General features: G+C 63.5%; 16 protein-coding genes. 10 read left to right on the top strand and 6 right to left on the bottom strand.

Annotation, left to right across the window (positions count from 1 at the left end; translation table 11 throughout):
* Nucleotides 1-34 precede the first annotated feature (34 nt).
* From F474_RS06030 to F474_RS06015, 4 genes are all read right to left on the bottom strand, one after another.
* Entirely contained in the window at nucleotides 35-2,206 is a 2,172-nt protein-coding gene (locus tag F474_RS06030; RefSeq protein WP_256577650.1) for a TonB-dependent siderophore receptor, read from the bottom strand.
* Between the two features lie 167 nt (nucleotides 2,207-2,373).
* Nucleotides 2,374-4,914, bottom strand: a complete 2,541-nt coding sequence (locus F474_RS06025; protein WP_097083458.1) for a M10 family metallopeptidase C-terminal domain-containing protein — start codon at nucleotides 4,912-4,914, stop codon at nucleotides 2,374-2,376.
* 171 nt (nucleotides 4,915-5,085) lie between these two features.
* Nucleotides 5,086-5,793, bottom strand: coding sequence for a hypothetical protein (locus tag F474_RS06020; protein WP_125483368.1), 708 nt, complete (start codon nucleotides 5,791-5,793; stop codon nucleotides 5,086-5,088).
* 217 nt (nucleotides 5,794-6,010) lie between these two features.
* Nucleotides 6,011-6,391 carry a helix-turn-helix domain-containing protein gene (locus tag F474_RS06015; RefSeq protein ID WP_097083460.1) on the bottom strand — a complete coding sequence of 127 codons (381 nt, stop codon included), beginning with the start codon at nucleotides 6,389-6,391 and terminating at the stop codon, nucleotides 6,011-6,013.
* Nucleotides 6,392-6,484: 93 nt separating this feature from the next.
* Here F474_RS06015 and F474_RS06010 point away from each other — a divergent pair, with 93 nt between their 5' ends.
* A complete protein-coding gene (locus F474_RS06010; protein ID WP_097084256.1) occupies nucleotides 6,485-7,069 on the top strand; it encodes a glutathione binding-like protein in 585 nt (194 codons plus the stop codon).
* A gap of 124 nt (nucleotides 7,070-7,193) precedes the next feature.
* On the opposite strand, the gene F474_RS06005 is transcribed toward F474_RS06010, so the two are convergent.
* Nucleotides 7,194-8,195: an AraC family transcriptional regulator gene (locus tag F474_RS06005; RefSeq protein ID WP_256577652.1), complete on the bottom strand. Its 1,002-nt coding sequence runs from the start codon at nucleotides 8,193-8,195 to the stop codon at nucleotides 7,194-7,196.
* Nucleotides 8,196-8,274: 79 nt separating this feature from the next.
* Between F474_RS06005 and F474_RS06000 the strand changes: the two genes are divergently transcribed.
* The 4 genes from F474_RS06000 (at nucleotide 8,275) to F474_RS05985 (ending at nucleotide 12,549) form a co-directional block, all read left to right on the top strand.
* A complete protein-coding gene (locus tag F474_RS06000) occupies nucleotides 8,275-9,237 on the top strand; it encodes an SDR family NAD(P)-dependent oxidoreductase (protein WP_097083462.1) in 963 nt (320 codons plus the stop codon).
* A gap of 249 nt (nucleotides 9,238-9,486) precedes the next feature.
* The gene (locus F474_RS05995) at nucleotides 9,487-10,215 is read left to right on the top strand and encodes an N-acetyltransferase (RefSeq protein ID WP_097083463.1); all 729 of its coding nucleotides are present in this window, start codon (nucleotides 9,487-9,489) and stop codon (nucleotides 10,213-10,215) included.
* Nucleotides 10,216-10,472: 257 nt separating this feature from the next.
* The gene (gene katB, locus F474_RS05990; RefSeq protein WP_256577686.1) at nucleotides 10,473-11,948 is read left to right on the top strand and encodes a catalase KatB; all 1,476 of its coding nucleotides are present in this window, start codon (nucleotides 10,473-10,475) and stop codon (nucleotides 11,946-11,948) included.
* Nucleotides 11,949-12,003: 55 nt separating this feature from the next.
* Nucleotides 12,004-12,549, top strand: a complete 546-nt coding sequence (locus F474_RS05985; RefSeq protein ID WP_371916117.1) for an ankyrin repeat domain-containing protein — start codon at nucleotides 12,004-12,006, stop codon at nucleotides 12,547-12,549.
* An 89-nt stretch (nucleotides 12,550-12,638) separates the two neighbouring features.
* On the opposite strand, the gene F474_RS05980 is transcribed toward F474_RS05985, so the two are convergent.
* Nucleotides 12,639-13,925 (bottom strand): sigma-54-dependent Fis family transcriptional regulator, encoded by a 1,287-nt coding sequence (locus F474_RS05980; protein WP_097083466.1) that lies wholly within the window; start codon nucleotides 13,923-13,925, stop codon nucleotides 12,639-12,641.
* Nucleotides 13,926-14,168: 243 nt separating this feature from the next.
* On the opposite strand from F474_RS05980, the gene F474_RS05975 reads away from it, so the two are divergent.
* The 5 genes from F474_RS05975 to F474_RS05955 are packed head-to-tail and all read left to right on the top strand — an operon-like array spanning nucleotide 14,169 to nucleotide 18,076.
* The gene (locus F474_RS05975; protein WP_097083467.1) at nucleotides 14,169-15,047 is read left to right on the top strand and encodes an MBL fold metallo-hydrolase; all 879 of its coding nucleotides are present in this window, start codon (nucleotides 14,169-14,171) and stop codon (nucleotides 15,045-15,047) included.
* A gap of 31 nt (nucleotides 15,048-15,078) precedes the next feature.
* On the top strand, nucleotides 15,079-16,371 hold the full coding sequence (locus tag F474_RS05970; RefSeq protein WP_097083468.1) for an FAD/NAD(P)-binding oxidoreductase: 1,293 nt from the start codon (nucleotides 15,079-15,081) through the stop codon (nucleotides 16,369-16,371).
* A gap of 28 nt (nucleotides 16,372-16,399) precedes the next feature.
* Nucleotides 16,400-17,191, top strand: a complete 792-nt coding sequence (locus tag F474_RS05965) for a sulfite exporter TauE/SafE family protein (RefSeq protein ID WP_097083469.1) — start codon at nucleotides 16,400-16,402, stop codon at nucleotides 17,189-17,191.
* A 31-nt stretch (nucleotides 17,192-17,222) separates the two neighbouring features.
* Complete coding sequence (locus F474_RS05960) at nucleotides 17,223-17,657, top strand: YeeE/YedE family protein (RefSeq protein ID WP_097083470.1); 435 nt, start codon at nucleotides 17,223-17,225, stop codon at nucleotides 17,655-17,657.
* Nucleotides 17,658-17,659: 2 nt separating this feature from the next.
* Nucleotides 17,660-18,076 (top strand): DUF6691 family protein, encoded by a 417-nt coding sequence (locus tag F474_RS05955; protein WP_097083471.1) that lies wholly within the window; start codon nucleotides 17,660-17,662, stop codon nucleotides 18,074-18,076.
* Nucleotides 18,077-18,105: the final 29 nt, after the last annotated feature.

Here is an 18,105-nt window from a genome sequence, read left to right as displayed (position 1 = left end):
CCACCCGCGGTGGAGCAGGTAAGCCGGCGCCGGGTCAGAAATCCACGGTGCCGGAGAACTTCACCAGCCGCGGCTCGCCTTGGGTCAGGTAGCCGCCATTGGCCGATGCCCAGTAGTTCTTGTTGGTGAGGTTCTCCACGTTCATGCGCAGAGTCACATCCTTGTGCGACACCTTGAAGCGGTAGCGGGCGCCGGCGTCGAAGCGGTTCCAGGCGGGCAGCTTAAGGGTGTTGGCCTGGTCGGCGTACTGGGTGCCGGTGCGCAAGGCGCGGGCGCTGAGGGCTACGCCGGGCAGGCCGGGTACGTCCCAGTCAACGCTGGCGTTGAGCTGGAAGGTGGGTACGCCGATTGCCTCATTGCCGTCGTAACGGCCGCCTTGAGTGTCCTCGACCTCCGAGGTCATGCGAGTGCCACCGGCGATCACCCGCAAGCCTTCGATGGGTTCGCCGAACAGGCTGAGCTCGATGCCCTTGTTCACCTGCATACCGTTCTGCACGAAGGTATTGCCCTCCAGGTAGCCATCGGTGGGCCGTTCGATACGGAAAGCACTCAGGTCCGCACCGTAATTGCCCATGTCCAGCTTGATGCCGGCCTCCATCTGCTTGGTGCGGCCCGGCGGAAAGGTTTCGCCCGGATTGGTGATACCAGCGCCCGACGCCGTTGAGCCCTTGGCCAAACCTTCGATGCGGTTGGCGTACAGCGACAGCGTGTCGGTGGCCTTGTAGACGATGCCATATACCGGCGTAGTGATTGCTTTGTCGTAAAGCGCTGTGCGGCTGCCATCGGTAACGGGGCCGTCGTAGCTGTAGCTCTGGACGCGCAGTTGCTGGCGGCGCAGGCCGTAGGTAAGCAGCAGGCGATCGTCGAACAGGCCAAGGGTGTCGGAGAGCGCCAGGCCTCGGTTGAGGGTTTTACCGGTAACGCCAGGGTCGCCCATGTCACCGCCTTGCGACGAGACTTCAGTGGGCTTGGCCAGCACGGGCGTGCCGTAGAGGTTGGTATTGCCTGCCGTGGAGCGGTAGAAGGTGTAGGCGTTTTCCTGCTGCGCCCAGAGTGCAGTGGCGCCCAGCGCGATCTGGTGGCTCACCGGCCCGGTCTGTAGCCGGCCATTGAGGCCGGCGGCGAAGCTGGTGTTGTCTTCGTTGTGTGGAATTTCGGAACCCGTGATGGTCGCAGCACCGCTGTTGCCTACCAGCACCGGCGTGCCGTAGAAGCCGGTTTCCCGCGTGTGCTTGGCGCCGCCGGCCACATACGCCGTCCAGTTCTCGCTGAGGTCCCACTCGCCGCGCAGCATGCCGAAGGTGTCTTCGGTCTCGGCGTATGTCCACGGCTGGCCATAGTTATGATCAGCATCCGGCGCTGTCGGGATCCCCGTTGCAGTGCCCAGCCGCACACTGTTGCGCAAATGATTGATCCGCTGCTTCTGATACCCGAAATCGGTCGAAAGCCGCACGCCGTCGCCCCGGTAATCCAGCCCCGCCACGAACAGCTTGGTGCGCTGGTCCTGATCGTCGATGGCCGTTTCCCCCTCTCGCTGCGACAGGTTCAGCCGAGCACCGAAGCGGTTGTCTTCGCCGAAGCGCTGGCCCAGGTCCAGGTGCTCGCCGATGCGACCATCGGTGCTGATGTCCTGGGTGTAGCGGCGGGTAGGGGTGTCACCGGCGCGCTTGGGCTGCAGGTTCACGTTGCCGCCCAGGCCGGTGCCAGTGGGGGAGGCGCCGTTGAGGAAGGCGCTGGGGCCTTTGAAGACCTCCACCCGCTCGATGGCATCGGTGGAAAGAATCTGCCGCGGCAGCACACCGTACAGCCCGTTGTAGGCGATGTCGTCACCGGCCAGCGGCAGGCCACGGATGACGAAAAGCTGCGATTGGTTGCCATAGCCGAACGCTTGGCGCACCGACGGGTCGTTGGCCAGCACATCGCCCACGTCCTCGGCCTGTTGGTCTTCGATCAGCTTGGCGGTGTAGCTGTTCAGGGTGAAGGGCACGTCGTGCACGTCCTGATTGCCCAATACGCCCATCTGCCCGCCCCGCGCGACCTGGCCGCCACCATAGGTCTCGGGCATCGGGTTGGCCGCGGGCCTGAGCGCCGTGCCGCTGATGTCGGTGGCGCCGAGCTCGATCACCGGTTCGGCAGCGTGGGCCATGAGCGAGAAGGAACAGCACAGTGCCAGGGCTGTGGGGCGGGATGGGAATGCGCGAGCCATGAATGAATGCACCTGATAGCGGTGGAGGGGCAGTGAATGGCTGGCTAGGCTATCAGGTGAAAATGCAAATTAGTATTGTTTGGGTTATCTTTCTGAGGTTACCGTGCTTTTTAGCGTATTGCTGGATGAACAGGGCAGCCCGCTGCCAGGCTGCCCTGTTCGGTGGATCAAACCGCGTGGTCAGCCACAGTGGCCGTCGCCACACCCAACACCTCTATTGCATCATCGGCCACCGCCGTTCGGGCGAAGCCTATGTTGGCCTCCGACAAGTTGCTCGTCTGGTCGCCCGACAGCGCGATCTGGAAGAACCGGCCCTGGCCATCACCCTCCAGGTCACGCACGTAGGTGCGGTCCAGCGCGGCGTTGTAGTCGATCTTCAAGGTGCCATTGAAACCATTGCCGATGCCGGTGTAGCCCAGGTCACGCACCTGCAGGCTGTCGGTGCCGGTGTCGAAGTCGGTGATCAGGTCCGAATGGCTCTTGTCGGCAGTGCGGTAGCTGTCTTCCACGCTGTGGTAAACGAAGGTATCGCGGCCAGTCCCCCCGGTCAGGCGGTCGGCGCCGAGCCCGCCGGTGATGTAGTCACCGTTAGCGCCCCCTACTACCACGTCGTTGCCGGCGCCTGCGTCGATGTACTGCCAGGCGTTGGAGCCGATGATCGTGTCGCTGCGGTCGGTGCCGGTGATATACACCGGCTCGTTGCTGTAGGGGGTGGTCACATGGTCAGTGGCCGGCGCGCCGAAACGAATGCTGTTCGGGCTCAGGTCCAGCAGGTGGTTGCCCTTGAGCGCGACCTGGAAATGGTTGCCGGCTTCGTCCTGCTCCCAGGCGCTCAGGCGGGTTACGTCATGGCGGCTGTCGTAGCTGACCGCAAGGGTTGCCCCTCGGCCGTCGCCAAGGCCGGTGAAACCCAGCGCGCTCACATCGATCAGGTCGCCGTCGGCGGCGTTGAAATCCACGATCAGATCCCGGCCGATGCTCTTGCCCGCGGCGTCGACCTGGCTGTCGCTTAGCCGGCTGTACACGAAGGTATCTGCGCCGGCATCGCCCACCAAGCGGTCTGCACCCTTGCCGCCTTCGAGGCGGTCGTCGCTGCCACGGCCGTAGAGGGCGTCGTCGCCATCCCCGCCCAGCAGAGTGTCGCGGCCTTGGGTGGTGCCGTGCAGAGTGTCGTCACCCGCCGTGCCCTGCACGATCGGCAGAAAGTTGGCATCGGTCAGGGTGCTGCGGTAATCGCCCTTGAGCATCAGCGCGAAATGCTGGCCCTGGGCATTGGCGTCGAAGTTCTCCAGGTACGTCAGGTTCTGGCTGGCGTCGTAGCGCAGCGCCACAGTGCCCTGGTGGCCATCACCCAGCCCGGTGAGCCCGAGTGACGTGAGGTCGAGGCTGTCGTGGCGCACGTCGAAGTCGCCGAGGGTGTCGGCCCATTGGCCGCTGGCACTGCGATAGCTGTCGCCGATGGAGGTGAAACGGAAGGTGTCGTCGCCCTTGCCGCTAATCAGCTGGTCGGCCCCTGCGCCGCCGACCAGGGTGTCATCGAGCGCGCCACCGTACAGCGTGTCGTTGCCGGCACCGCCGTAGACCTCATGGTTGTAGGCGCCTTCACCCGTGCTGATCCTGTCATCGCCGGTCGAGCCATAGCTCACCTGTGTGTGAGTGTTGTCGAAGGCTGCGCTGGTGCCGCCTAGCAGCTGCGTGCCCGTTTCATAAGTGCTGCTGATGAGGTTGCCACCGACGATGTTGGCGTCGCTGCCGCCGCGTTCCTCCACGGCCTGGCCCTTGGTCGCCCCGTTGGCGCCGTCGGTTTGCCCGCCGAAGCGGTTGCCCTCGATACGGGTGCCGTGGCTGTCGGCCAGCACCAGCTCGGCCGAGGCGGTGGACTGCGCGTTGCCGCTGATGGAGCTGGCGGTGATCTGGGTGCCTTCTGCGTTTTGCAGGCTCACACCGGCCCGGTCGTTATCCTCAGCGAGCAGGTGGTCGAGCACCACGCCGGTGGCATTTTCGACCCGCACGCCGTCCTGAAAGTTACCCGAAGCGCTGCTGGCGACCAGCGTCGGCGCGTTGCCCTGCGCATCGCCGCGCAGCACAAAGCCGTTGCCGAAGTTGGACAGGCTCACGATGCCGGCAAGCTCGACGGGGCCGGTTACCCGCACGCCATCGCCGCCGTTGTCGCTGAAACTGCTGTCACTGATGCGGCTGTTCACCAGCCCTTCGGCGATCACGCCACCGCGCTGGCTGCCCAAAGAGTCGGCATTGCTCAACGTGACCTCGCTGCCCTGCGCGCGCAGGTCGAAGCCGATGCCAGTGGTATTGGCGATGCTCACGTTATGCAGCGTGGCCTTTACCCCATCGCCCACCGCCCAGCCATTGACCACACCCGTAGGCAGGCCGGCGTCGATCCCGAGGTTGAACGCCGACGTGTTGTCGCCGCTCAGGCGTACGATAGCGTCGATGTCGCCGGTGGAATGCTCGGTGTCCAGCCACAAGCGCGTCTGGTAGGGGTCCTGGCCGGCCAGGGTGACGTTGGCCTTTACATCCAGCACCACGCCACCGCCCTGCTTGCTCAGCACGTAGTCGCCCGTGGGCACGTACACCGTACCGCCCCCCGCAGCCGCCGCTGCGTCGATGGCAGCCTGGATGGCCTGGGTATCGTCGGTGGCCCAATCGCCTGCCGCGCCGTAGTCCTTAACGTTGAATATCTGTGCCATGGGTGGCTTCCAGTAGGTGGGAACAGAGAGTGCGTGCCAGCACTGGCCGGGGCCGATGCTGGCATGGCGACAGTTCCCCTCTAAAGACGACGACAGCGGGAGGGTCGCTGGGATATGGAGTGCGGCAAGGAGAAAAGTTCCAAGTGCAAACGCCGCTTTGGGCTGGCCGGTTCAGTCGGCCTTCACGTTCAGCGTTTGCGGCGCGCCCAGGCTTTTCAGAAAGCCTGCTTTGGGAAGGCGGGACGCTTTGAAGCTGACGGTGGTTTCGCTGACGTCGAGGCGTTTGATCAAGTAGAACATGTCGTCGGATTCGGTGATGACGCAGCCTGTGCGGGTTTCGCTTTGATAAAACAGCGTTTGCTCGGTGCATTTCTTGATCACGTTGATGGCAGCGCGGCGGCCAGACTCCAACGGATCTTGCAGGGCAAACTTCCAGACGATGTTAGCAACCACCACGATTACAACCACTCTCGAGACCCACTTGAGCGGCAAGATGATTTCTCTCGCCCGCGCGATGATACGCGCTGGGAACCCCTTCGGTTGGTTAGGCGAAATCGTTCTGCCGGGCTTTTCGAGAAGCGCCAGTGAGATCGTGATGAATGCAGACGCACAGAACACCGTAAGCCACGCCAACAATGCGGACCCTATCCCGACACCGCCATAGGCAAGCAATACTTGGCCACTCAGGTTCAGACGGGCGACGGGGATATCGAGCGTGTTGTAAAACCTTTCCAGATACGCATAGCCGTTCAGAGTCAGAAGCCCGCCGATAACGGCGATGGTCACCGTCATGTCGATTGCGAGGAGGCGGGAGAGGGCGGGTCGCTTTTGCTGGGGTTGCAGTGTTTCGCTAGGGGGGCGATCTTGAAGTTCGGACATGGTCAGGAAGTCTTTGATGGATGTTGGCCGGCCCAGCGCAACCCCTGGCCAGCAGTGCCCACAGTAAAATCACAGGAAGCGAGGTTGGCAAGAGCATGGGCCGTCCATGAACGGCGCAGGGATAGGGCGAAACGATATCGCCGGCACCTAGGTGAGGGCCAGGCCGCACAGTGTGGTTCAGGATGGACAGTGCTGCCTCTGAAGGTCGCTCCTTGCGCTACTTGGCCCCCTCTTCATGCGCTGCGTCATAATGGCGGCGATTGTCTTGAAGGGTTTCCAGATTGCCCAGTGCCCAGGCCGCCAACGCCCGCACCGGCTCGGCCAGCGAGCGGCCCAGCGGCGTCAGTGCGTAGCTGACCTGAGGCGGCGAGGTGCCTAGCACAGTACGCTCGACCAAACCGTCGCGTTCAAGAAATCTCAGTGTGCGCGTCAGCATCTGTTGCGACACGCCGTTCACCTGGCGCCTGAGATCGTTGAAACGTTGCGGCTGGCTTTGCAGTACCACGACCACCTGCATGCTCCATTTATCGCCCACCCTGCTGAAGACTTCACTGACCTTGCTGCAGGAGCGGGTATCGGGGGAGGTAGGCATATTCATATGACTTGGTTCCAAAAATATGCGTTTTCGCCGAAAAATGCGCTGGAACATAATCCTATCAGCCGGCCAACCTGACCTGATATGAAGGAAATTATGATTCTCTATTATGCTCCTGGCGCATGCAGCCAAGCCTCTCACATTGCCCTTATCGCAGCCGCGTTGCCTCACCGCCTGATCAAGGTCGGCCGAGACAAACGCACCGAAGAGGGCTCTGATTTCAACCTTATCAACCCCAAGGGGTACACCCCCGCGCTTGATCTTGGCGACGGCACTGTCCTGACCGAAAGCCTGGCTATCCTGATCTATATCGCAGAGCAATCGGGCATGTTGCTGGCACCCAGTGGCCTTGAACGGTGGCGGGCGCTGGAAGCCACTGCGTTCATGACCAGCGAAATTCATCGGGGCTTCACGCCGTATTTTCGCAATGGTACGGCGCAGGAAAAAGACTCGGCCGCGCAAACGCTTTTCACGCTATTCGAAACGCTAGCCACCCAGCTGGGCGATAAGCAGTACCTGGTCGGCGAGCGGCTGACCATCGCTGACTGCTACTTGTTCGTCATGTTGTCTTGGGCAGCCATGATGGGCGTGGCCGTACCGTCATCGCTCAGTGACTACCGGGCCAGGATGAAAGGCGAGCCATCGATTGCGCAAGCGTTGGTGGCAGAGGGGCTCGCTTGATCAACGCGGGTCGATCAGTGCCTGTTGATGCTTGCGCTCAGACTTCCACAACCCACCCAGGGGCTGTGGGAGTCATTACTGGGGCTAGCAGCGTGGCTGCCGGTGTGCCTACTTGCCCACCGCTTCATGGCCTGTGTTTTGCCGGCCTCTCTCGATCACCTGCTACGCCGGCAGAGGAGGCGGCGCTGTCTCTGTAGTCACGCGGTGAGCACTTCATCACGCGTTTGAAAGCGTGGCTGAATGCACTGTCGGAGTCATAGCCCAGCTGTTGTGCAACCGCAGAAACGGTGGTGTGGCGGTTCGCTCGCAGCCTTCTCGCCGCCAACTGCATGCGCCAGCGCAAGGCATAGTCCAAAGGGGCAACACCGGATTTCTGCTTGAATCGCAAGGCAAAGGTCGAGCGAGACATCCCGGCAACATTGGCCAGGGCCTGGACTGTCCAGGCCCGCGCCGGGTCGGCGTGAATAGCGTGAATCGCGGCCCCAAGGCGCGGATCGGACACCGCGAGCAACCAGCTCTGTGCGCTGTTTCCTTCCTGAAACGAATACAGCCGTAGCACCTGCACCAGCATGATATGGCCCAGGTGTTGTGCCACGATCGAATGGCCCAGCGACGGATGGGTCAGCTCATGTGCCATGCGTTGCAACGCCCAATTCAGCACGTCGGCTTGGTCCGACCCCGCTCGGATGACGGCGACTGCTGGCAACCCTGCGAATAAAAGGCTGGTCTCTTCACCAAAATCAAACCGGCCGCCGATCAGGAAAAAGGCATCGGCTGTGCCGCAACGGGCGACACCGTTGACGGCATTGCAATAGACGCTATCGGAAGGAACGGCCGGGCAAGACAAGTCGCCCAGAAGGGAAAACGCACGCCTGCCCGGCAACAGGAAACAATCCCCAGCCGCCAATTGGATAGGCTGCTCAACGCCTTCCACCCTTAGCCAACACGCCCCTTCGATGATCGCGTTGAACTTCACGCCATCGGGCGGGGGAAAGTCGATAGCCCAGTCGCCACCTGCTTTCAGGCCTGCGAAAACAGCGCTATGGGTATTTAACACTGAGAGCGCTTCAGAGAGCGGGTCCATAGATATAGGACGATCTCGACAGAAAAAGGGAGTTTGTTGCATTCACGCACCGAAGTCTAATTCGGAGAATGGCCAGCGTGAGATTTCCCCTGATTCCTTTTTCATCGTCGAGGGCCACACCATGATCTGCAAGCAGTTTCCCCTTCACTCCGGGTATGGAGCAGCAACCACCGCGGCCGAGTTGCTCAAGGAGGGCGATCTCCTGAACACCACCGCCGTCGTGACCGGCGGGCACTCCGGCCTGGGCCTTGAAACAACCCGGGCTCTGGCCGCGGCGGGCGCACATGTCATCGTTGGCGCGCGGGACGTTCAAGCCGCTCGGGCAAACATCGGCGGCATTTCGAATGTCCACATCGAGCAGCTCGACCTCTCTGATCTAGCCAGCGTGCACGGCTTTACCCAGCGTTTGCTGGCCCGCGACCGGCACGTCGATATCCTGATCGGCAGTGCGGGCATCATGGCGTGCCCGGAGGGCCGTGTGGGGGCGGGCTGGGAAGCACAGTTCGCCACCAACCATCTGGGCCACTATGCCTTGGTCAATGGTTTGTGGCCTGTGCTCACAGGCGGGGCGCGGGTGGTCATGGTTTCATCGGCGGGCCATCACCAGTCGGATATCCGCTGGGGCGACGTGCAGTTCACGAAGGGCTACGACAAATGGCTGGCCTATGGGCAGTCGAAAACTGCCAATGCATTGTTTGCTGTGCACCTTGATCGGGTTGGCCAGGCGGAGGGGGTGCGTGCCTTCTCACTTCACCCCGGCAAGATTCTCACCCCGCTCCAGCGCCATCTGCCGCGTGACGAAATGATCGCTGCCGGCTGGCTGGACGCTGACGGCAACCTGGCCGACCCGACCTTCAAGACACCCGAGCAAGGCGCGGCAACGCAAGTGTGGGCGGCCACCTCCGCGCAGTTGGCCGGCCTGGGCGGTGTGTATTGTGAAGACTGCGATATCGCCTCGGTGGACGCCGGTGAGCCCCCCTCTTTTGTCGGCGTCCGGCCCTATGCCGCCGACCCCGAGCGCGCCGAACGCCTATGGGCGTTGTCTGCTCGGCTCACCGGGATCGACGCTTTTGACAGGGCATAGGCCCTTTGTCGATAAGGGTGGTTCACGCGGTGTTGCTCATCCTTCAAACGCCCCATCGAGCAATGCGATACCCAAGGCGTCGCGTTTGGCCTCGATCTCCCGATCGACCGCCCGCTTTGCGCTCACGAGCTCGATGACACACCTGCGGGGTGGCGAAATTTCAGCGCAGCGGCCTGCCAAAGCGAGATAGCTTAGCTGACCCGGCGCGCACCGCTACAATCGCAGCACCTCACCTTGAGCACCCCGCCCATGCAAACCCTGGAAAACGCCGCCTTTGCTGCCTGGCCTGCTCGCTACGAGGCCGATGTGCACGGCTGGCACCTGCGCCTGGATTCCGGCTACACCAAGCGCGCCAACTCCCTGAACCTCACCGACCGCTCGCAACCCTTGACTCACCTCCAGCTTGAGGCCATCGAGCAGCAATTCGCGGCGAGGGGGCTCAGGCCGGTGATCCGGCTGACATCGCTGCTGAATTTGCCCACCCTGGAACCTCTGTTGATCGAACGCGGCTACCGACACAGCGACGCATCGCATGTGCTGTGCCGCGCGTTGGAAGCACCCAGCGGCGAGCGCTCGCCTTCGGCCCATTTTCTGACCAGCGCAGCGCAGTGGATGCCGGCGTTTGCGCAATTGAGCGGGCAGGGCGACGAGCAGGCTCAAGCGCATCTGGCGATCCTTCAACGCATTGCGCACCCTGCTGCGTGGGCAATGTGGGAAGAGCGTGGCGTGCCTGGCTGCTGTGGGCTTGGCGTGTTGGTGGGCGAGCAACTGGGGCTGTTCGATATTGTGACGGGCGAGGCCTTCCAACGGCGCGGGCTGGCCGAGCAACTGTGCTGGGCGCTGTTGGCTTGGGGATGGGCGCACGGTGCGCGGCGCGTGTTTCTGCAGGTGGCGGCGGAAAACCAACCAGCGCTGGCGCTCTATCGAAAGTTGGGTTTCGAGTGGGGGTATGGCTACGGGTACTGGATCAAGCATTGAGGGCTCCACCTTGGCGAGGCCACGCGCTGGCCACACCTCCAAACGCTTTCGCCACCGATGCCCCATCCGGCCCGGTCATACAGCCGGGGCAGGGGGCTACCTATATTTCTCAATCGCCGCCATAGCCTCTTCCAATTTAGTACTCCCGCTCTACCTCGCTACCCTCATGGTGCTGTGTAAAACATAAAAACCGTGAGGGATTCACTATGAAAATCAGAACCTTATCGAGGTATGCGCTCGCTGCGCTCACCGTGAGCATGTCGTTGACGCATGCTGTCGCCGATACCCTGACCCGCGATAATGGCGCCCCCGTTGGCGACAATCAGAATTCGCAAACCGCCGGCCCCAACGGCCCAACGCTGTTGCAGGACGTGCAATTGCTGCAGAAGCTGCAGCGTTTCGACCGTGAGCGTATCCCTGAGCGGGTCGTGCACGCGCGCGGCACCGGTGTGCATGGCGAGTTCGTCGCTTCGAGCAACATCAGCGAGCTGAGTAAGGCCAAGGCGTTCGTGCCTGGCACCCACACGCCGGTTTTCGTGCGGTTTTCTTCGGTGGTGCACGGCAACCATTCGCCCGAGACCTTGCGAGACCCGCGCGGCTTCGCGACCAAGTTCTATACCGCCGACGGCAACTGGGACCTGGTGGGCAACAACTTCCCGACATTCTTCATTCGCGATGCCATCAAGTTTCCGGACATGGTTCACGCGTTCAAGCCAGACCCGCGCACCAACCTGGACAACGACTCGCGCCGGTTCGACTTCTTCTCCCATGTGCCGGAAGCCACCCGCACGCTTACTTTGCTCTATTCCAACGAAGGTACCCCGGCAGGTTACCGGTTCATGGACGGCAATGGCGTGCACGCTTACAAGCTGGTCAATGCCAAGGGCGAAGTGCATTACGTGAAGTTTCACTGGAAGAGCCTGCAAGGCCTGAAGAACCTGGACCCCGCGCAGGTGGTGCAAACCCAGGGCAAGGACTACGCACACATGACCCACGACCTGGTGAACGCCATCAACCAGGGCGACTTTCCCAAATGGGACCTGTACATCCAGGTGCTCAAGCCTGAAGACCTCGCCAAGTTCGACTTCGACCCGCTGGACGCTACCAAGATCTGGCCAGATGTGCCCGAGCAGAAGATCGGCCAGATGGTGTTGAACAAGAATGTCGACAACTACTTCCAGGAAACCGAGCAGGTGGCGATGGCCCCGGCCAACGTAGTGCCGGGTATCGAGCCCTCAGAAGACCGGCTGTTGCAGGGCCGCGTGTTCTCCTACGCCGATACGCAGATGTACCGCTTGGGCGCCAATGGCATGAGCCTGCCGATCAACCGCCCGCGGGTGGCGGTGAACAACGGCAACCAGGATGGCGCGCTGAACTTCGGCCACACCAACACGGGCGTGAATTACGAGCCTAGCCGGCTAAACCCGCGCCCGGCTGACGAAAGCGCCCGCTACAGCCAGATGGCCCTGAGCGGCAATACGCAGCAGGCGAAGATCCAGCGTGAGCAGAACTTCAAGCAGGCCGGTGACCTGTACCGCTCCTACTCCCCGAAAGAGCAGCAGGACCTGATCAACAGCTTCGGCGAATCGTTGGCCAGCACCGACACCGAGAGCAAGAACATCATGCTTTCGTACCTGTACAAGGCAGACCCCGCCTATGGCACGGGCGTGACCAAGGTGGCCAAAGGTGACTTGGCCAAGGTCAAGCAACTGGCCGCGAGCCTGGAAGACTGACGCGCCCGCTCACCGGCCATGCTGTAGCGGCCGGTGGGCCTTCAGGAGGGAACAGCTGATGCGAACGATCATTTCAGCGCTATTGGCGGCGCTGCTGGCTACCGCAGCGATCGCCGATCAACCGCCCGCTACTGATACCCAGCAGCAACTTCAGGCGATCTACTTCGATGCCGCTCGCCAGGGCAGCACCGAGAAGCTGAGGGCCTTTATCGACGCCCATTACAACCTCGATACCCGTGACGAGAATGGCTACACGGCATTGATTCTGGCCGCTTATCACGGGCAACAGGCGGCGGTTGAGCAACTGCTGCAGGCGGGTGCAAACCCGTGCAGCAAAGACAAACGCGGCAACACGGCCCTGATGGGGGCTATTTTCAAGGGTGAGCTGAGCATCGCTCGCCGCTTGTTGAACGCAGACTGCGCGCCGGATGAACGCAACAATGCGGGCCAGACGGCAGCGATGTATGCGGCGCTGTTTCAGCGCAAGGACATTCTCGACGCGCTGGAGGCCAAGGGAGCCGACATGGATGCCCGTGATTCGATGGGCAATGATGTGCGCTCGTTGCAGCAGGGGCAGTTCAGCCCGCCGCCGGTGAGGTGAGGCTCAAAGCGTTGCATGTCGCCCGGCAGGCTGGCCTGCCGGGTGACATGCGGTGGCCAGCAAGGGGCCGAACCCATGAAGCCGACCACCTACTTCAGCCCACCCTTTTTAAGCCGCCGATACAGCGTCCGCTCACTGATCCCGAGCTGGCGCGCCAACTCCGCCCGTGACCCGGCAAACCCCTCTAGCGGCTGCGCCGGCGGCTGGCCAAGCACGGCCGCGGGGGCCGCCACCTGGGGCAATTGCACACTGCGGATCACGCCGTCATCGGCGAACAGGCTGGCGCGTTCCAGCACATTGCGAAGCTCTCGAATGTTGCCCGGCCAGGGGTAACGCTGCAGCTGCGCCAGTGCCTGGGGGCTGACCGCCAACCGGCGCTGGCCGATGTCGCCGCGCTGCAGCAGCGAGTTCACCAGCAGGCCGATGTCTTCGCTGCGCTGGCGCAGCGGCGGCAGGGTAATGGGGAAGGCGCTGATGCGGTAGTAGAGGTCTTGGCGGAATTCACCGCTGGCCATCATCGCGTCCAGCGGTTTGTGGGTGGCAGCGATCAGCCGAAAGTTCGCATGGCGGGTTTCGACACCGCCCACGCGCCGGTAGGTGCCATTTTCGATCAGGCGCAGCAGCTTCACCTGCATGGCCAGCGGCACATCGCCGATTTCATCGAGAAACAGGGTGCCGCCTTGGGCGGTTTCTACCAAGCCGGGCTTGCGGCTGATGGCGCCGGTGAAGGCACCTTTTTCGTGCCCGAACAGCTCGCTTTCAAAGAGTGTTTCGGCAAGCCCCGAGCAGTCGACGATCACAAAGGGCGCGGTGGCCCGGTCGCTGGTCTCGTGCACGGCGCGGGCGAATAGCTCCTTGCCGGTGCCCGACTCGCCCAGCAGCAACACCGGCAGCCGCGTGGGGGCCACGCGTTGCAGGTCGGCCAGGGCCTGGTTGAAGGCCGGCGAACGGCCCACCAGCCCTTGGCCGGTAGGGCGGGGCGAGGCGCTGCGCACTTGGGTCAGGCGCTCGACATACGCGGTGATTTCGCCGTGCTCACCCAATACCGGGCGAAGCTCCACATCCACGTGCTCCGGGCCGCGCGGGGTATGGTGAATGTGCAGCACCCGGTCGGGCGCGCGCAGCTCGCGGGCCTTTTTCATCGGGCAATGCTCGCCAGCCTGATCGCATGGCACGTCGTAATGGTGAGAAATGCGATAGCACTTGTGCCCCAGAAACGGCTTGCCGTCGCTGCCGAACTGGCGGCGATAGGCGGTGTTGGCGGCCAGGATGTTGTAGTCGGGGTCGAGCACGATCATCGGCTGCGGTTCGTGTTCCAGAAATGACACCAGCGAACGAACGGTGTCGGTGGCCGGCAATGGGGGTTGGGCTGGCATGGCAGGGTGTCCAGGGCGAGGGGGCCTCGGCGCAGTCTGGGTGCTGGCTGCCAGTACTGTCAAATGGCAGTGGAAGTGGCAGAAAAGACTGCCATGCCGCCGGACTTCTCACGGTAGGGCCTATGAAAAGCCCAGTTAAATCAGAGGTTTGCCTCTTTTAAATTGGCAGCGCTTGGGCTGGCCGGTTTATTGCGTTACGTCAAAGATGCTTGCAGCTTGAGCAAAGCCCTTTGGAGACACGCGATGAACGCAACTCTGCACGTCGAAGGTTTTTTCGACCCTGCCACCCATAACGTCAGTTACCTGGTGCTGGACACCACCACAGGCCAGTGCGCCTTGATCGACTCGGTGCTCGACTACGACCCCAGCGCCGGCCGCACCTCGACCGCCTCGGCAGACCGCCTGATCGCGCGGGTGCGTGAGCTCAAGGCCAACGTGCAGTGGCTGCTGGAAACCCATGTGCACGCCGACCATCTCAGCGCCGCGCCTTACCTGAAGGCACAACTGGGCGGCCGTACCGGCATTGGCCAGTGCATTTCGACGGTTCAGCAAGTGTTCGGTGACCTGTTCAATGCAGGCGAGGGCATGGCCCGTGACGGTAGCCAGTTCGACCACCTGTTCACCGACCAAGAGCCCTTCAGCATCGGCACCCTGCGTTGCAGGGCGCTGCACACCCCCGGCCACACCCCGGCCTGCATGACCTACGTGGTCCAGGCCGGCGCGCGGACCGTCGCCTTCGTTGGCGACACGCTGTTCATGCCTGACTACGGCACGGCCCGCTGCGATTTCCCCGGCGGCGACGCCAGCACGTTGTTCCGCTCGATCAACAAAGTGCTGAGCCTGCCCGCCGACACTTGCTTGTACACCTGCCACGACTATCAGCCCGGTGGCCGAGCGGTGCGTTTTGCCAGCACGGTCGCCGAGCAGCGGCAAAGCAACGTGCATTTGCGCGGCGGGGTGAGCGAGCAGGCCTTCGTGGCGATGCGTAAACAGCGCGATGCAACCCTGGGCATGCCTGCGCTGCTGCTGCCTTCGGTGCAGGTCAATATGCGCGCAGGGCAGTTGCCCGAGCCCGAAGCCAACGGCACCCGCTACCTGAAGATTCCGCTCAACGTCGCGTGATCGCGGCCCCTATTGCTGCAGGAGTTTCCCCATGAACGATCAACCTATTGCCGCAGGCCACCCCCACGGCACTGCGCCGATCCGCGTCGCCGAATCGGCCCACACCGTCGTGATCGTCGGTGCTGGCGCAGCAGGCATCGCCACCGCTGCCAGCCTGCTGGCACGCGAACCGGGGCTGAACATCGCCCTCATCGACCCGGCCCACACGCACTATTACCAGCCGGGCTGGACACTGGTGGGTGCCGGGGTGTTCAACGCTGCCAGCACTGCACGGCCAATGCGCGAAGCATTGCCGGCAGGCGTGCATTGGATCGGCGCAGCGGTTGCAGCCTTCGAGCCCGAGCGCAATGCCGTGATCCTCGAAGGCAACCGTGTGGTGACGTACCAGCAATTGGTGGTTTGCCCGGGCCTGAAGCTTGACTGGCAGGCCGTCGAGGGCTTGCCCGAAGCGCTGGGGCGCAACGGGGTGACGTCCAACTACCGCTACGACCTGGCGCCGTACACCTGGGAATTGGTGCAGAAGCTGCGCAGCGGGCGGGCGATCTTCACCCAGCCGCCGATGCCGATCAAATGCGCCGGGGCGCCGCAGAAGGCAATGTACCTTGCCGCCGACCATTGGCGGCGGGCCAGCGTGCTGGGCGACATCCAGATCGAGTTCCAGAGCGCTGCAGCGGTGCTGTTCGGGGTGAGCGCCTACGTACCGGCGCTGATGGACTACGTGCGTGCCTATGGCATACAGCTGGATTTCGGCCATGCCCTGGTCGGCGTCGACGGCCCGGCACGCACGGCGACCTTTCACTGCACACAGGCCGATGGCAGCAGCGCGCTCATCACCCGTGAATTCGATCTGTTGCACGCGGTGCCGCCGCAAGTGGCGCCCGATTTCGTTCGCGCCAGCCCCCTGGCCGATGCGGCAGGCTGGGTGCAGGTCGACCCTGCCACGCTATGCCACCCCCACTGGCCGAACATCCATGCATTGGGTGACGTGGCCAACACCACTAATGCCAAGACTGCCGCCGCGGCGCGCAAGCAGGCGCCAGTGGTTGCGCACAATGTGCTGGCCGCACTGGGCAAGCTTCAAGGCCAGGCGCTGTACGACGGCTATGGTTCGTGCCCGCTCACGGTGGAGCGGGGCAAGATCGTGCTGGCCGAATTCACTTACGGCGGCCAGCTCAAGCCCAGTTTCCCCGCCTGGCTGATCGACGGCACACGGCCGTCCCGGCTGGCGTGGCTGCTCAAGGAGCGCGTCCTGCCACCGTTGTACTGGCGGGGCATGCTCAGAGGCCGCGAGTGGCTGGCCCGCCCCGAGCTGGCGGGTGCATGAGCCGGCCTCGATCTGCCGGGAGGCGTCCATGCCCTTGACTGCACTGCTGGGCCTGATCGTTGGGGTGGTCCTGGCGCTGACCGGCGCGGGCGGTGGCATCCTCGCTGTGCCGCTGTTGCTCTTCGGGCTCGGGATCGGCGTTGCCGAGGCCGGGCCGGTCGGCCTGCTGGCGGTAGGCATGGCAGCGGCTGCCGGCGCGGGGATGGGGCTGCGAACCGGTATCGTGCGCTACAAGGCTGCACTGTTGATGGCAGCGGCCGGGGTCGCCTGCTCGCCGCTTGGGCTGTGGCTGGCGCACCGTTTGCCCGACCGGCCGTTGACGCTGCTGTTTGCGCTGGTGCTGTTGTATGTGGCCTATCGGGTATGGCGGCGCACGCTGCCGGCGCAGCCCGCAGCCTGCCTGAAGCCGCCGCCTTGCGTGCTTGACGCCAGGCGCGGCAAGCTGAACTGGACCGGGCCCTGCGCGTGGGCCCTTGCGCTGGCGGGGCTGTTGGCCGGCGGGTTGTCCGGTTTGCTTGGGGTGGGTGGGGGCTTTGTCATGGTGCCGGCGCTGCAGCGCTACAGCAATTTGAACGCGCAGTCGGTGCTGGCCACTTCGCTGGCGGTGATCGCCCTGGTGTCACTGGCCGGCGTGGCCACCAGCTCGCTGGCCGGGCACGTGCAGTGGGCCATTGCCGTGCCCTTTTGCGCAGGCGCCCTTGCCGGAATGCTCCTTGGCCGGCAGTTGGCAGCACGGCTCGCCGGGCCCTACCTGCAGCGGGGCTTTGCGCTGGTGTGCGTATTGGTGGCAGTGGGGTTGTTCATCAAGGGGCTGCGGTGATCATTCATTCAGGGCATGGGGGCCAACACAGGTGACGATCGATTGGTTGCATTTCACACCCTGGCCGGCGCTCGCCGGCGGTGTGCTGATTGGCCTGGCGGCCAGCCTCTTCGCTCTGGCCAACGGCCGGGTCGCGGGCATCAGCGGGCTGTTGGGCAGCCTGTTGCAGCCAGGCTCCGATGGCAGGCTGGAAAAAACACTGTTCCTCGTGGGGTTGCTGGCCGCACCGCTGGCGTGGGCATGGGTGGCTGCGCCTGTTGAGCCGGTTTTTTCGGCCGGTGCTGCCGGGTTGGTCCTGGCCGGTGTGTTGGTGGGTTTCGGCACCCGTTACGGCTCTGGCTGCACCAGCGGCCATGGGGTATGCGGCCTGGCGCGGCTGTCGCGGCGCTCGCTGGTCGCCACAGCCTGCTTCATGGCCAGCGCGGTGATCACCGTGTGGCTGATGCGCCACGTGTGGGGAGGTTGAGCATGCGCTACGTTACGGCTTTGTCGGCTGGCCTATTGTTCGGCCTGGGCCTGTTGCTGGCCGGTATGGCTGACCCGCTCAAGGTGCTGAGGTTTCTGGACATCGCAGGGCCGTGGGACCCTTCACTGGCGTTGGTGATGGCCGGCGCCATAGGCACCGCCCTGGGCCCGATGGCCTGGGCACGGCGCCGGTCACGCTCGCTGTTGGCGCAGCCGATGCAGCTGCCTGCCCAGCGGCCATTGGATGCGCCGCTGGTGGTCGGCAGCCTGACGTTCGGCGTTGGCTGGGGTATTGCGGGTGTCTGCCCAGGGCCGGCGCTGGTGCTGCTGGCCGGTGGCCGTTGGCAAGTGCTGGTGTTTGTAGCTGCGATGTTGGCCGGCATGGCTGCGTTCACCTGGGTGCAGCGGTGGCGTAGCTGAAGGCCCTTTCAACACAATGCATTACCGAA

Origin of the sequence: Pseudomonas sp. URIL14HWK12:I12 (assembly GCF_003097135.1) — a bacterium.
Classification (GTDB): Bacteria; Pseudomonadota; Gammaproteobacteria; order Pseudomonadales; family Pseudomonadaceae; genus Aquipseudomonas.
The sequence above is the reverse complement of the archived record's forward strand: the minus strand, read 5'-3'. Positions and strand labels throughout refer to the sequence as shown.